Below are 14,112 nucleotides of genomic sequence, written 5' to 3'. Positions count from 1 at the left end.
CGATACGTCAACCTTAAAGAAACCGCCGTATACGGGTCCGTACGTACGGTGGTGTGAGAGGTCGGGGGTTAGTCACCCCCTCCTACTCGATTTGTTGAAAGCTTTAAGGTACATCATGCCCCATAGAGGTTTGCAGGATTTCAAACCACTGATCGTGATTTAATGTAATGGATAGAGAGTCGATGGCATGTTGAATGCGCTCCTTTTTACCTGAACCGACGATTGGCATAATGTTGGCCGGGTGATTAAGAAGCCATGCATATAGAACCTCGTCAATTCCCTTTGCCCCTGTTTCTTCTTGTACCTTCTTCAAAGTATGTTGAAGGCGAACGGCTTTCTCATCTTCTCCTCTGAAGATCGCTCCGCCTGCAAGTGGCGACCAGGCCATCGGCGCGACACGCTTCTCTTGGCAAAGGTTTAACGTACCGTCTTCAAAGTTTTCTAAATTGTATGCAGATAATTCGATCTGATTGGTGATCAATGGAAACGGTAAGTAGGATTGAAGCATATTCCATTGATGATCTTTAAAGTTGGATACTCCGAAATGACGGACCTTTCCTTCTTCTTTCAATTGAGTGAAGGCTTCCGCCACTTCTTCTCCATTCATAAACGGATCTGGCCTGTGAATCAATAATAAATCGATGTAATCCGTTTTCAGATTCCGCAGGGAGTTCTCAACAGATGTCAGAATATGCTTTTGACTCGTGTTGTAATGATGTGTTTTATGATCAGGACGATTGTCGGAAGGCAGGACAATCCCGCATTTTGTCACAATTTCCATCTTTTCTCGTAAGGACGGCTGTAGGTTGAGTGCCTCACCAAATAATGCCTCACATGTATACGAGCCATAAATATCTGCGTGATCAAAAGTCGTGATTCCATTTTCAATATTGTGCTGGATTAAAGAAAGGGTGTCTTCCTTTGATTGATTCCAGTCCGCAAGTCTCCACAACCCATGAATGATTCTTGAGAATGATAAGTCTTCCGTCATTTGTATTCTTTGCATCGATGCAACCTCTTTTCATATGGTATGTAGACATTCTTTCATAGTCATACTAAACGTATATTACTATGTTTCGAAAGGAATTAAAAATGATTCAACCTCTTCATGATCTATTATTGAACTGGAAGGTTCCCCCTTCCTCCATAGAGACCGTGGGCCATCATCACAATGTTTATAAGGTGAAGAGTAGGGAGAAGACATTTTATTTAAAAAAGAGATTGAACTCTTCAGTGGAGAAGCGAATAGAAGAGCTGCTCTTAACTTCTTTTTTATTGGAAAACGGACTTCCTGTCGAAAGGCCACTGCTAACGGTCTCGCATCAGCCATATGTACGACAACATCAAGTTTTCTACTGCCTGTATCAAGAGCTGAAGGGGATACCGGTACAAGGCCATTCCTTAACTTCTTTGAAAATGGTGGGAACATACCTTTCCCAACTCCATGGCAGTCTAAAAGAATACGTCTGTAAATTCGAGGTAGAAGAATGGAAAGTTGAAACACATTTGAGAGAGTGGATAAGCGTGAATGATTCAACATTGATAGAAAAGTGGGGGGAAGGGTTCCTTGGCAGGCTGAATGAATGGTCTTTCTCCTATAGCAAATTGCCCCAACAACTCGTCCATAGCGACTGTCATCCCCGTAATATTCTCGTGAAAGAGGAAAGGGTGACAGGGATCATAGATTTCGAGAGGATACGAAAAGCACCCCGCATAGCAGATGTCTGTTACTTTCTTGCAGGGATGCTCAAAGACCAGGTCAAACAGGGTGAGTACGCGCAAGTTGAATGTATCCATGCCTTTATGGAGGGCTATCAGTCCGGTGGAACTTTGACTCAGGAAGAAAAGGAACTGATGCCATTCTTAGTCATTATCTTTCTTCTTCAATACACCTTTTTTTACAATCAAAAAGGGTATTCACACGTTGTATCTACATACATCCCGTTCATTAACAGGCTGGTGAATTCCGGTGATTATGAGAGGGTCTTTCAAATGTAAGTCTATTTAAGAGGAAATGCTTGAATATCCACCTTTTCTGTGGCAAAGTAGGGAAGAAGATAACGTTTAAATTTCATAGTACAAGTGTAGGGGGACCGGTGTGGCCGGTTGAGATTGTATCCTGATAAGATACTGACCCTTTGAACCTGAACTGGCTGATACCAGCGTAGGAAACATTCTCTTAAACATTACATCATCATGTTTAACAATGCGTCCCTCGCTGAAGCTTGGGGCGCTTTTTTTGTGGTTGTGTCCTGACGGTCTAAGGTGTTTTACATTCATTCTCTCTACTAAGTGAAGAATAAGTATAAACGTTACAACTACATATAAGGATTTGAGGAGGAATCATGATGAAAAAATGGATGTATATCATCTGTTCTGTCTTTCTATTAACTGCTTGCAGTGGAGGAGGAAACACATCAGAACAGAAAGAAGGTCTTAAAAAGGTTACGGTTGTACTGGACTGGACACCGAATACCAATCACACTGGATTATACGTTGCGAAAGAAAAGGGATACTTTGAAGATCAGGGGCTGGATGTGGATATCATCTTACCTGGTGAGGCAGGGGCAGATCAACTCGTTGCCTCGGGCAAAGCTGAGTTCGGGGTTGGATACCAGGAAAGTGTCACGCAAGCAAGGGTACAGGACGTACCACTCGTATCTATCGCTGCGGTCATACAGCATAATACATCCGGGTTTGCTTCACCTAAGGATAAGGGTATAACGACTCCGAAGGATTTTGAAGGGAAAAGTTATGGAGGATGGGGATCACCTTTAGAAAAAGCCGTCATGACGTCGATTATGAAACAAGAAAACGCAGATGTAGAGAAAGTGGATTTTGTAAACATGGGAGATACAGATTTCTTTACTGCCGTGAAACGGGATGTTGACTTTGCGTGGATCTACTATGGATGGACAGGGATTGAAGCAGAGCTACGCGGTGAGGATTTGAATATGATGTACGTAAAGGATTACTCTGAAAAACTGGATTATTATACCCCTGTCTTGACGACGAATGAAAAGATGATTGAAAAAGACCCTGAAACGGTTAAATCATTTTTATCAGCTTCTTCAAAAGGCTATCAGTTTGCAATCGACAATCCGGAAGAGGCCGGTGGGATCCTATTAGAAGCAGCTCCGGATCTTGATAAAGAATTAGTCATGAAGAGTCAGGAATGGCTGGCTCCTAAATACAAGGATGACGCTTACAGATGGGGAGAGCAGAAGCTGGAGGTTTGGGAAAACTATGCTTCATGGATGTATGAGAACGATTTATTAGATAAGGAACTGGACAGTAAAAAAGCTTTCACAAACGAATTCTTACCAAAATAAGAGGTGAACAAAATGGGGAACGCACTCGTAAGCATACAAATTATTCCGAAGACAAAAAATGGCGAAGATGTTATACCATACGTGGATGAAGCCATCGCGATCATTGAAAAATCCGGTGTCGGTTATGAAGTCCATCCATTAGAAACGACAATGGAAGGGAATCTACCTGACTTATTTAAGGTGATTGAACAAATGAATGAACGAATGATTGAAATGGGCAGCTCAAACGTTATTTCTCAAATCAAGGTATTATATCAGCCTGCCGGGATTGAAATGAATCAATTGACGGAGAAGTATAAAGGATGAAAGCTTGGATATCGAAAGGATGGAGACCCTTCTTGGTCCTCATCCTTTTATTCATCATTTGGGAATTCACCATTAGAGTATTTGAGGTGCCCGCATGGCTAATGCCTTCACCTTCAGAAATATGGGCGGAAGGAGTCGCCTCATGGTCCACGTTTACAGGACATCTTGCTTCGACAACTCTCCTTACGATCGGAGGGTTTGTGATTGGATGTACGATTGGAATCGGGACAGCAGTGGGCCTGCACCTTCTGCCCAAGTTAAGAGAAGCAATATATCCACTTATGATTTTGTCTCAAAATATTCCGATTATCGTCTTGGCTCCTTTACTTGTTATCTGGTTTGGATTTGGACTTTTGCCGAAAATCATTGTCATTACCTTGATCTGCTTCTTTCCGGTAGCGGTCTCGGCATTGGATGGATTCAGGCAGACAAACGCAGAGTACATCCTTTACATGAAAATGTCGGGAGCCACAAAAGGTCAAATCTTTCAAAAGGTTGAATGGCCCCATGCACTTCCTTCCATCTTCTCAGGATTGAAAATTTCAGCTACCTATAGTGTGATGGGGGCGGTGATTTCAGAATGGTTAGGTGCCCAGAAAGGGATCGGTGTCTATATGACCCTTGCCTCTTCTTCCTTCAGGACAGACAGGGTATTTGTAGCCATCTTTATGATTATGCTGCTCAGCCTGGTTTTCTTTGGAATCATTTTGTTATTAGAAAAAATCATGATTAAGTGGAACCGAAAGGAGGACAGATAACGTGACGACTTTATCCATACAAAATATGTCTAAATACTTCGATGGGGAGCTGATCCTCGATGAGCTTTCCATTCATGTTGAAGAAGGTGAGTTCGTCTCGATCCTCGGTCCTTCCGGGAGCGGGAAAAGCACGCTGTTTCACGTGATCGGCGGGTTATTCACACCCGATTCAGGGGATATTCAATTAGATGGTAAATCGATAAATGGTCAAAGAGGAACCATCAGTTATATGCCTCAAAGTCCGTCCCTCCTGCCGTGGAGGACTGTGATTGAGAATGTGATGCTTGGCCAGGAGTTACATGGGAAGAAAGATAGGGATAAAGCAATGAGCATGATTGAACGGGCAGGCTTAAAGGGATATGAGAATGCGTATCCTGATGAATTATCCGGTGGGATGAAGCAGCGGGTGGCGTTTATTCGTGCCCTTGTCAGTCCTCAATCCTTTTTATGCCTGGATGAGCCCTTTTCTTCCCTGGATGAATTCACCCGATTGGACATGCAGAAATGGCTCCTTTCCATTTGGGAGGAAGACTTGAGTTCTGTTCTATTTGTCACTCACAATATCGACGAAGCCCTGTTCCTTTCAGACCGGATCATTGTATTATCGACTCGGCCAGCCAGGGTGCAGAAGGAGTTCAAAGTACCATTTTCCCGTCCCCGCGACAAAGAGATCCTCTTAACGGAGGAGTTTCTGAAATGGAAAACGAGCATTTTTGAGGAGCTTTCTCAATATGTGTAAACCATCCTTGATTGATGCACATATTCACTTGGATTTATACGAAGGATATCAGCGTGATAAAATTCTGCAGGAACTTGAACTGTATTCTGTAGAAGAAACTTATGGTTGAAACAGATGGTCCTTGGCGTTTTGAAGGCGTCTTTCAGGGAAGGATGACCCATCCCGGAATCATGCATCGGTCCATTGAAAAAATCGCCGAAATAAAAAGCCTGTCAGAGTCGAAAGTTTATAAAAAAATATTTAAAAATACAACTGCATTTTATGGAATTTTCTAAATCAAACTTCTCCTGCATCATTTGTGCAGGAGGAGTTTTTTTAAAAACATCTTTTACCATCATATTTATCAGTGAGATAACAAAAGATGATAGTAATGACGTTTAGGAAAAGGTGAAAAGAATGGAAATGAATGATCAATATATGCCCTATCAAGCGGGTGATGTCGTATATGTGATATATCGAAATCCCCATACACAAAGTGTCGCCAACGTGCAGGAAGCAGCCGTTGTACATGATCCGGAAAATCCGGACGAACTGGCATTATTTTTATATGAAACCTATTATCCGTTAACACATGAAATGGCAGTTTATTCTTCAGAAGCAGAAGCGGAGCAAGCCTATACTCAATCATTTGGAGACCTGTAGGAGGGATGAATCATGGTTAAACCGTTCGTGCCACAATTGGTCTACTTTGAACCGAATGCCTTGGAATATCCCCTGGGTAAAGAGCTCAAAGAAAAGTTTGAAAAAATGGATGTGGAAATCAGGTACACAACATCCCATAACCAGGTTCGTAATTTGCCAGGGGACAACCATTTTCAGAAATACCGGATTGCAAAATCCACATTAGTAGTCGGAGTGAGAAAAACGTTGAAGTTTGATACATCCAAACCGTCTGCTGAATATGCCATCCCATTTGCAACAGGGTGCATGGGGCACTGTCACTATTGCTATCTGCAAACAACGATGGGGAGTAAACCATATATACGAACGTATGTGAATGTGGATGAAATATTTGAGTCGGCGGACAAGTATATTGCAGAGAGAGCTCCTGAATTCACACGTTTTGAAGCTGCTTGTACGTCCGACATCGTAGGGATTGATCATCTCACTCATACTCTAAAACGAGCCATCGAGCATTTTGGCCAATCCGAGTATGGCAAGCTTCGTTTTGTGACGAAATTCCATCACGTCGACCATCTGCTTGATGCGAAGCATAATGGAAAAACCAGATTCCGGTTCAGTATCAATGCCGATTATGTGATCAAGAATTTTGAGCCTGGTACCTCTCCTCTGGATAAGCGCCTAGAGGCAGCGGGGAAGGTAGCGAGAGCAGGATATCCATTAGGATTCATTGTGGCACCTATCTATATCCACGAAGGGTGGCAGGAAGGGTATAGGCAAATGTTTGAACATTTGGAAGCTCATCTGCCGGAAGAAGCGAAAAAGGATTTAACCTTTGAATTTATTCAACATCGTTTCACAAAACCGGCTAAAAGAGTCATTGAGAAAAATTATCCGATGACAAAGCTTGAACTTAATGAGGAAGAACGGCGATATAAATGGGGTAAATACGGGATTGGCAAGTATATCTATCAGAAGGACGAAGAGCAGGAAATGAAAGATCATCTGTATGCTTATATGGAAAAACATTTTCCAAAAGCGAAGCTCGAGTATTTCACATAAAAAAAAAGGGACTGATTACAATACAATGTCAGTTGTAATCAGTCCTCTTAATGTAGTTGTGGTAGGATATTTTCCAAATCTTTCACCCGCATGGCAATTTCATCACAAATTTCCTGATAGTGTACCCATTCTTCAATAAGTGATGCAGAACGCTTCCTTGGATTAGGCAAATTCCAATAGATGACTTTATCTTCTAATTCAGAAGGAATCTCTATCTTATCATCAAATTCTGTATCCTGAATCGCAACAATAACCGAAGCGTTACCAAGTTCATTCATCTCAATGCGTGTAAGTGGGAATGTGCTAATGTCAATACATAACTCTTTCATTGCTAAAACGCTGAATTCAGCACGATTCTCAGTAACCCATCCGGCACTTTTGAAAGACCAATCTGACACATCGAGCTTCTCGGCCCAGCCTTCAGCTATCAAGCTGCGCTGTTGACTACTTGAAAGAAAATAGACTGTTTTATTCATTTTAGGTATGTTCCTTTCTATTTTCATGCTGTTATTACTATTTACCCAATCACGTAGCATTTAATCATCAATTGTAAAAAAGAAAAGATTGGAAGTTAATCTGTAGTCATATAGAATCATTCAACTCCCACATATTGTGTGGGGCGTGAGGAGAAACATAGTAAAAATGTTTTAATTCACCCTTAATCTTCTTCAATTATTAAAAAAATCAGTATAATAGGGAATGGAGAATGAAGAAGCAGCGAAAAAAATGGATGGGAAGGCAGTTCAGGAAGAGATAATAGAAAAATTTTAAAAATAATAGTTTTGCTAAAAGTAATTAAGGGTAAACATCTTTTAATTATTTTGTATTGAGATAGGGGAGGTACATCTATGAAATTTAATTTAACAACGAAGATTATCATTGCCTTAATACTAGGGGCGATTGTGGGATTACTGCTTAATATTTTTGCTAAAGATATATTTGATATATTAGATCCTTATCTGTTTACACCGTTAGGGAAGATATTCCTTAACCTCATCAGCATGCTTGTGGTACCCATTGTGTTTCTATCCATCGTTCTTGGATCTGCAGGTCTGGGTGACCCTAAGAAGCTGGGGAGAATAGGGTTGAAGACCATTGTATTCTTCTTATTGACTACCTGTATTGCCATCGTGATCGGTTTATCCCTTGCTTATGTCATTGATCCCGGTATGGTAGAGGGAATCGACAAAACACAATCAGAAGGCTTTGAAACGGAAGATGCTCCTCCAGTGGGAGAGACCCTCATGAACATTATTCCCAAAAATCCACTTACAGCGATGACAGAAGGAAATATGCTGCAAATCATTGCATTCGCCATCTTTATTGGATTTGGATTAACAACTTTAGGGGACAAAACAAAAGGAATATTAAAGCTTGTTGAACAAGGTAATGATCTTATGATGTACCTTGTGACACTCGTAATGAAATTCGCTCCATACGGAACGTTCGGATTGATCGCCTCTGCAATCGGAAGTCAAGGTATGAGTGCCTTGAAGGCGATGTGGCTTTATTTTGTAGTCGTCCTTGCAGCATTGATCATTCACGCCATCGTTACCTACGGTGGAACGATCCTCCTGTTGGCAAAAAAGAATCCGCTTTGGTTCTTCAAGAATTTCAGTCCTGCGATGAGCGTAGGATTCAGTACGTCAAGCAGTAACGCGACGCTTCCCATCTCAATGGATGTTGCCCAACAACGTTTAGGCGTATCGAAATCAGTAAGCTCCTTCGTTCAACCATTAGGAGCTACCATCAACATGGATGGTACTGCGATTATGCAGGGGGTTGCAACCGTCTTTATCGCTCAGGTGTATGGTGTTGATTTATCATTGGAACAACTGATTACGGTTGTACTAACGGCTGTTTTAGCCAGTATCGGTACAGCAGGGGTTCCTGGAGTCGGATTGATCCTTCTTGCAATGGTTTTAAGCAGTGTAAACCTGCCGGTAGAAGGAATTGGATTAATTCTGGGGATTGACCGCCTGCTTGATATGGCGAGGACCTCCATCAATATTTCAGGAGATGCAGCGTGTGCGTTGTTTGTATCAGAATCTGAAAAGAAACGTACGATCAAGGAACAAAGAGGAGAGGCATAGTCTCTTTTCGTTTCCATTAAAACGAGTCTATGGCCTTTAAGGGTCATAGACTCGTTTTTTTATATCTATTTTATTTCATCATAGCGCTCTAAAGCCCTTTTCCTGGCTGCTTTATGATCGACGATCGGATAGGGATAATGTTCTCCCAGGATCACCCCCGCAGTTTTCAGAATATCCACGGAAGCTTGTGAAGGTTTGTGGATATGTTTATTGGGAACGTCTTTTAATTCAGGAACCCACATCCGGATATAAGTGCCTTCTTTATCGAATTTTTCACTTTGAAGGGTTGGATTGAAAATACGGAAGTAGGGGGCAGAATCAAAGCCGGAGCCTGCAACCCACTGCCAGCCCATTGAATTATTGGCGAGGTCTGCATCAATCAGTGTATCCCAGAACCACTGGGCGCCTTCCTGCCAAGGAATCAGTAAATGCTTGGTCAGGAACGATGCGACGATCATTCTGACACGGTTGTGCATAAACCCCGTTGCCCATAATTCTCTCATTCCTGCATCGACGATGGGATAACCTGTCTCTCCTTTTTTCCATCTTTCCAAATGATCCCTCTCCTTCTGCCATTGGAACTCCTTGAATTTCTCATTTACAGGTCGTGTGGTGGACTCAGGAAAATGAAGCAGGACGGAGTAGGAGAAGTCCCTCCAAATTAATTGTTTAATGAAGGGCTCAACCTGCACTTCTTCCATTTCAAGGAGCGAATGATACAAACTTCTCACCGATAGGACCCCAAGGGCTAAGTAAGGGGATAAGGTGGAGTGATGGCCTTCTGCAGGAAAGTCTCTTCCTTCCGAATAGTCCTTGATGCTTTTTTTAATAAAGGCATGATACCTTTTAACAGCAGCTTCTTCGCCGGGGTCCCAAATGCTTTCCATGATTTGATACCAGGGAATAGAGGGCTTGAGACTTAAATCGTCCAAGGATAGACCCTCCGCGTCTAGGTCCGGGACCTCCATCTTCTTCACAGATGGGAGAGGTTTCGGGATCTCCTCCTTCCTTAATGATTTATAAAATGCTGAGTACACTTTATAAGGGGTGTCGTCATCCTTTTTGATTTTCCAAGGAGGAAGAAGAAGTGTCCCTTCGAATGTTTGAATATCTATTCCCTTTGAGGACAAAGAACGGGCTAAAGCGAGATCCTCCTCATAGGCTCTTGGATCATAGACTCTATTCCAGTAAACCCCCTGTGCATGTGTTTTCTGAACCCACTGGGGGAGAAGATCTGCTACTTTTCCTTTATCTACCCAAAGGCGTCCGTTAATCGATTGAAGGGACGTTTGAAGGGCTTCTAAATTCTGATGCAGCCACCACTTCTTAGCTTCTCCAGAGGGGGAGTGAGAGGTCTCCTCATCCAGGATATATAGAGGAATCACCATTCCTTCTTGAGAAGCTCTATAGAGAGCAGGGTGATCGTGAATCCGAAGGTCTTCCCTAATAAGGACAATGATGCGTTTTGTCATGTTTCTCCCTCCGTTCAAGTCAAATGCGTCAATTCTTTACCTAAAGTATAGTAAAATAAACAGGGTGATACAAAAATCGATGGGTTTAATCGAAACGTTTACTTGAAAATGGAAATCAACTCAGTGTAATATTACACTATAAAAGAAGTAAGGTGTGAATCGATGACAAAAGAAGAGATCGTTCTAATCATATCAGATAAATTAAGGCTCATACGAACAGAGGCAGGTTATACACAGGATAAGATGGCGAACATTATCGGATTATCCAAAAAAACCCTGGTTCAAATTGAAAAAGGCAGAGTCATGGCCGGCTGGACCGCGGTCATTGCCATTTGTGCATTGTTTAAAGATAGTGAAACCTTAACCACCAGTCTGGGAGGAGAGCCCCTTGAAATCATAGAGACCATTGCCCGGGAAGGCATTGATTATCGGAAGGAGAAAACGTTGGGCGGGAAGGTCTGGTGGAAAGATGTAAAGAAGAATGATGAATACATTCTTCAGCAAAACCTTTTCAGTCAGCACTTCCGAATTTTGGACTTCGAGGACTACCGGATATACAGCAGCTTTGACGAAAAAAATGCCCATAACCGTTTTGATGAGTTAACGGGTCAGTAATACATAATGGAGGGACGGACCTTTAAAAGGTCCGTCCCTCCGTTCGTTCCATTTATTTTACGACCAGTACGCTGGTTTCGCAGTTTTGAGTGACTTTTTCACTGACGCTTCCGAGCACCCATTTTTTCATGCCGGATTTACGGCTGCTCCCGACTACTACCAGGTCTGCCTGGATTTCTTTGGCATATTCACATATGCGTTTTGCTTCTGAACCGGATAGGTGAATATAATTTGCTTCAATCCCATAAGGAGAAAGTTTTTCTTTCGCATTTTTTAAAAAGTGATGTGTAGAGGAGGGTGTCTTAATTTCGTGACGTTCTTCCTCCGAAGTATGAACTTTGTTGTCGGGTGAAACCGACAGATTCCCCATGTAATTGTTATCAAACCCTGGTGACGTATCGGCTAATGCATGGGTAGGGGTATAGTTGTCTTGACTTTCATTTGCTACCTTTTCATCTGATATATGGAGTACGGTTAATTGTGTATCTATAGAACCTTTTATTAATTTTTGTACTTCATCCAATGCTTTCTTGCTTCCATCGGTTTCGTCATAAGCTAACAAAATATGTTTATACATCAAAATCACCTCATCAATAGGATATCTGTTATTTACCCAATATTAAGCTTTTTAATCTTTTTCGGGAAAACGATGAATGGAGAGACCATTATAAAAAAGTGATTTTACAATTACTTTTTAACAAAGAAAGAGCAGAACGGGGGAAGATCCGTTCTGCTCTTTCTTTTTGATTAAAATCATATAATAGCAAGAATAATGTTTAGTTTAAGTGGTTCTGATTACAGCATGCTGATAATCCAACCAATGACAACAATTGCTCCAACGACCATTAAGATTGTACGTACCATTAAATATCACCTCGACTTGTAGTATCAATGAAATATGTTTTGTATTTCTAACCGGTTAATGTAAAGTTACCCTGTTAAAGGATAGTTAAAACCTACTCCGCATTTTTATTTAACCAGGCTACTCCTTCAGGCGTGATTTCTGTTCCAATTCTCCCCCTCTGGATCAATACATACCCGAGATCCTGGAGTTCGTTTAATCTTGTCCGAATTTGTTGAACGGATAGAGGAGTGGAGCTTCGTTGCAGGGAAGAATAAATCTTTTGTCTGCTGGCTCGCTTTCCTTCTTCGAAAAATTCAACTAACGCGGTAAGGATTTTTACATACTCCCCGGTTTTAGACATTGAGATAGCAGGAAGGGAAAAGGTACCCTTAGTATGTTCCTTTTCCAATAAATTATTATCATTTTTCGGTAATTGATGAACCGTTAACCGATTTTGTTCTGCAACGGTGATCATGTAAAGAAGTGTATTCTTAAGTTCACGGATATTCCCGCTCCAAGGTGCTTTCTTCAATGCATTTAATACAGCCTCGTCGATTGCAGTGATTTTGCTATGTTCCATACGAAGGAAGTTCTCGATGAGAAGGGGGATATCTTCGCTTCGATCACGGAGGCTGGGCAGCTGCAATGATAGAACTTTCAAACGGTGATAGAGATCTTCACGAAACGTTCCTTCCATTATTAAGGTTTGGAGGTCCCTGTTCGTAGCGGCAATGATCCTGACATCAACAGGAATGTTCTTGTTTCCACCAATCCGTCTGATCTCCATCTCCTGAAGGACTCTCAGGAGCCTCGCTTGAAGCTTTAGGCTAATATCACCGATCTCATCAAGAAACAGGGTACCCCCGTCTGCTTGTTCAAATAATCCTTTTTTTCCTCCTTTTTTTGCGCCGGTGAAGGCTCCGTCCTCATAGCCGAATAATTCACTTTCTAATAAATCTTCAGGCAATGCGCTGCAATTTACAGCAAGATACGGACTGTTCTTTCGGGACGAATCATTATGCATGGCACTTGAGAACAGTTCTTTTCCAGTACCGGTTTCCCCATAAATTAAAATCGGAAGCTCACTTTTTGCGAGTTTTCTGGCGATCATCTTGGTTTCATTAATAAGGGCACTTTCCCCCAGTATGCTGTCAAATGTATATTTGGCAATATATCCTATCCGCTGCAGCTCCCGTTTTCGAACCTTTTCCATCTCGATGGTTTCTTCCATATCTTTAAACGTTGCGACAATGACACCCTCTGCCTTCAAACGGAAACGATAGACCATCACATTCTGCTGACGGAGAGTGAAATATTGTTGATCTTCATCCTGTTGCGACGTCAAAAAGTGATTGAGCTCGATATTCTTGAACACCCTGTTTAGTTTCTTTCCTTTCGCATGGGTAGCTGTAATACCAACCATTCGTTCAAGCACTTCATTGAATACGGTAATTTCTCCGTCTTCCTGAAAGGCGAGGATCCCATCATTTACACCATCCACTACTTTATTTAAAAATTTATTTAATGTTTTCGCCCTTCGATTGATGGCACCCAGCTTTTGACTGAGCTCGATGATCTTTCTTGTATAGCGATCGGTGATATCGAAGGTCAACTGCTCTGACAATTGAAAGTGGTAGATGATTTTCATAATGGTATTCAAATCGATCAGGCGTACACCTATATCGATCTTGCTGGGAATGGAAGGGGGGATGCTTGCCGTTTCTCCAGGTGAAATGGCAATGTCAATTTGTCTAGGGTAGTCTCCAGTTGGCGAGTATGGAATGTAATCCACATGATCTATTCCTAACCGTTTCAAGGTAGAGACTGCTTCTTTGGCTGTTTCAATGAAATCATTCACATATAGTATCTTTTTTCCCGGAGGTAATTCGAAAATACGATCTATGTATTCGTAATTGACGGTACGACGTGCTTTAATGATGGTGCATGAGCCGAAATCGATATATTCCTTCACTTCCGGTGCGATCAGCGCAGAAGAATAAACAATCAATTCATTGGTGAAAAATGTAGGAATCCCTTCATCACAAGCATAACTCGTAATATTGATCAGTTCTCCGAAAACGGATTGTAATTGCTCCTTAAGAGCTCTTTCTGTTTCCTTCGTTCCAGCTAATAGAATTAATTCGTGTTTCATACGTTTCCCCCTTATGGTTTAATCGTATTGTCAAAACTTTTATAAGAAATAGGTTATGAAATCCTATAATAGAGGGATTTTTGAGCAAAAAAATTGCCACCCCCTGAAATCTGGAGAT

Annotated in this window: 15 protein-coding genes and 1 riboswitch; of the genes, 10 read left to right on the top strand and 5 right to left on the bottom strand. The window is 41.7% G+C overall.

Features of this window, described 5'->3' with window-relative positions:
- Positions 1 to 103 precede the first annotated feature (103 nt).
- Positions 104 to 1,006, bottom strand: a complete 903-nt coding sequence (locus DET59_RS21165; RefSeq protein WP_113971565.1) for an aldo/keto reductase — start codon at positions 1,004 to 1,006, stop codon at positions 104 to 106.
- An 86-nt stretch (positions 1,007 to 1,092) separates the two neighbouring features.
- Here DET59_RS21165 and DET59_RS21160 point away from each other — a divergent pair, with 86 nt between their 5' ends.
- The 8 genes from DET59_RS21160 (at position 1,093) to splB (ending at position 6,818) form a co-directional block, all read left to right on the top strand.
- Positions 1,093 to 1,998, top strand: a complete 906-nt coding sequence (locus DET59_RS21160) for a phosphotransferase enzyme family protein (protein ID WP_181778271.1) — start codon at positions 1,093 to 1,095, stop codon at positions 1,996 to 1,998.
- A 78-nt stretch (positions 1,999 to 2,076) separates the two neighbouring features.
- A riboswitch (TPP riboswitch) is annotated at positions 2,077 to 2,188 on the top strand.
- Between the two features lie 160 nt (positions 2,189 to 2,348).
- The gene (locus DET59_RS21155; RefSeq protein ID WP_113971563.1) at positions 2,349 to 3,332 is read left to right on the top strand and encodes an ABC transporter substrate-binding protein; all 984 of its coding nucleotides are present in this window, start codon (positions 2,349 to 2,351) and stop codon (positions 3,330 to 3,332) included.
- 12 nt (positions 3,333 to 3,344) lie between these two features.
- On the top strand, positions 3,345 to 3,638 hold the full coding sequence (locus DET59_RS21150; RefSeq protein ID WP_113971562.1) for a thiamine-binding protein: 294 nt from the start codon (positions 3,345 to 3,347) through the stop codon (positions 3,636 to 3,638).
- A complete protein-coding gene (locus tag DET59_RS21145; protein ID WP_113971561.1) occupies positions 3,635 to 4,396 on the top strand; it encodes an ABC transporter permease in 762 nt (253 codons plus the stop codon). The genes DET59_RS21150 and DET59_RS21145 overlap by 4 nt, the downstream gene beginning before the upstream one ends.
- 1 nt (position 4,397) lies before the next feature.
- The gene (locus tag DET59_RS21140) at positions 4,398 to 5,135 is read left to right on the top strand and encodes an ABC transporter ATP-binding protein (protein ID WP_113971560.1); all 738 of its coding nucleotides are present in this window, start codon (positions 4,398 to 4,400) and stop codon (positions 5,133 to 5,135) included.
- Between the two features lie 101 nt (positions 5,136 to 5,236).
- Positions 5,237 to 5,410 carry a TatD family hydrolase gene (locus DET59_RS21135; protein ID WP_113971559.1) on the top strand — a complete coding sequence of 58 codons (174 nt, stop codon included), beginning with the start codon at positions 5,237 to 5,239 and terminating at the stop codon, positions 5,408 to 5,410.
- Positions 5,411 to 5,531: 121 nt separating this feature from the next.
- Positions 5,532 to 5,777 carry a transcriptional regulator SplA domain-containing protein gene (locus tag DET59_RS21130; protein WP_113971558.1) on the top strand — a complete coding sequence of 82 codons (246 nt, stop codon included), beginning with the start codon at positions 5,532 to 5,534 and terminating at the stop codon, positions 5,775 to 5,777.
- Between the two features lie 12 nt (positions 5,778 to 5,789).
- Positions 5,790 to 6,818 carry a spore photoproduct lyase gene (gene splB, locus DET59_RS21125; protein WP_113971557.1) on the top strand — a complete coding sequence of 343 codons (1,029 nt, stop codon included), beginning with the start codon at positions 5,790 to 5,792 and terminating at the stop codon, positions 6,816 to 6,818.
- 47 nt (positions 6,819 to 6,865) lie between these two features.
- On the opposite strand, the gene DET59_RS21120 is transcribed toward splB, so the two are convergent.
- Entirely contained in the window at positions 6,866 to 7,294 is a 429-nt protein-coding gene (locus DET59_RS21120; protein WP_113971556.1) for a low molecular weight phosphatase family protein, read from the bottom strand.
- 372 nt (positions 7,295 to 7,666) lie between these two features.
- Here DET59_RS21120 and DET59_RS21115 point away from each other — a divergent pair, with 372 nt between their 5' ends.
- On the top strand, positions 7,667 to 8,911 hold the full coding sequence (locus tag DET59_RS21115) for a dicarboxylate/amino acid:cation symporter (RefSeq protein ID WP_113971555.1): 1,245 nt from the start codon (positions 7,667 to 7,669) through the stop codon (positions 8,909 to 8,911).
- A 65-nt stretch (positions 8,912 to 8,976) separates the two neighbouring features.
- Here the strand turns inward: DET59_RS21115 and DET59_RS21110 are convergent, their stop codons facing one another.
- Positions 8,977 to 10,383: a cryptochrome/photolyase family protein gene (locus tag DET59_RS21110; protein WP_113971554.1), complete on the bottom strand. Its 1,407-nt coding sequence runs from the start codon at positions 10,381 to 10,383 to the stop codon at positions 8,977 to 8,979.
- Positions 10,384 to 10,545: 162 nt separating this feature from the next.
- Between DET59_RS21110 and DET59_RS21105 the strand changes: the two genes are divergently transcribed.
- The gene (locus DET59_RS21105; RefSeq protein WP_113971553.1) at positions 10,546 to 10,998 is read left to right on the top strand and encodes a helix-turn-helix transcriptional regulator; all 453 of its coding nucleotides are present in this window, start codon (positions 10,546 to 10,548) and stop codon (positions 10,996 to 10,998) included.
- 52 nt (positions 10,999 to 11,050) lie between these two features.
- Here DET59_RS21105 and DET59_RS21100 read toward each other — a convergent pair whose 3' ends face one another.
- Both DET59_RS21100 and DET59_RS21095 read right to left on the bottom strand, forming a co-directional pair.
- Positions 11,051 to 11,575: a universal stress protein gene (locus tag DET59_RS21100; protein WP_113971552.1), complete on the bottom strand. Its 525-nt coding sequence runs from the start codon at positions 11,573 to 11,575 to the stop codon at positions 11,051 to 11,053.
- A 379-nt stretch (positions 11,576 to 11,954) separates the two neighbouring features.
- Complete coding sequence (locus tag DET59_RS21095) at positions 11,955 to 13,994, bottom strand: sigma-54 interaction domain-containing protein (RefSeq protein ID WP_113971551.1); 2,040 nt, start codon at positions 13,992 to 13,994, stop codon at positions 11,955 to 11,957.
- Positions 13,995 to 14,112 lie beyond the last annotated feature (118 nt).

It is taken from the genome of Rossellomorea aquimaris, from assembly GCF_003315075.1.
Taxonomy (GTDB): domain Bacteria; phylum Bacillota; class Bacilli; order Bacillales; family Bacillaceae_B; genus Rossellomorea; species Rossellomorea aquimaris_C.
Note: the sequence above shows the minus strand (reverse complement) of the source record. Positions and strands in the feature narration are given on the sequence as shown.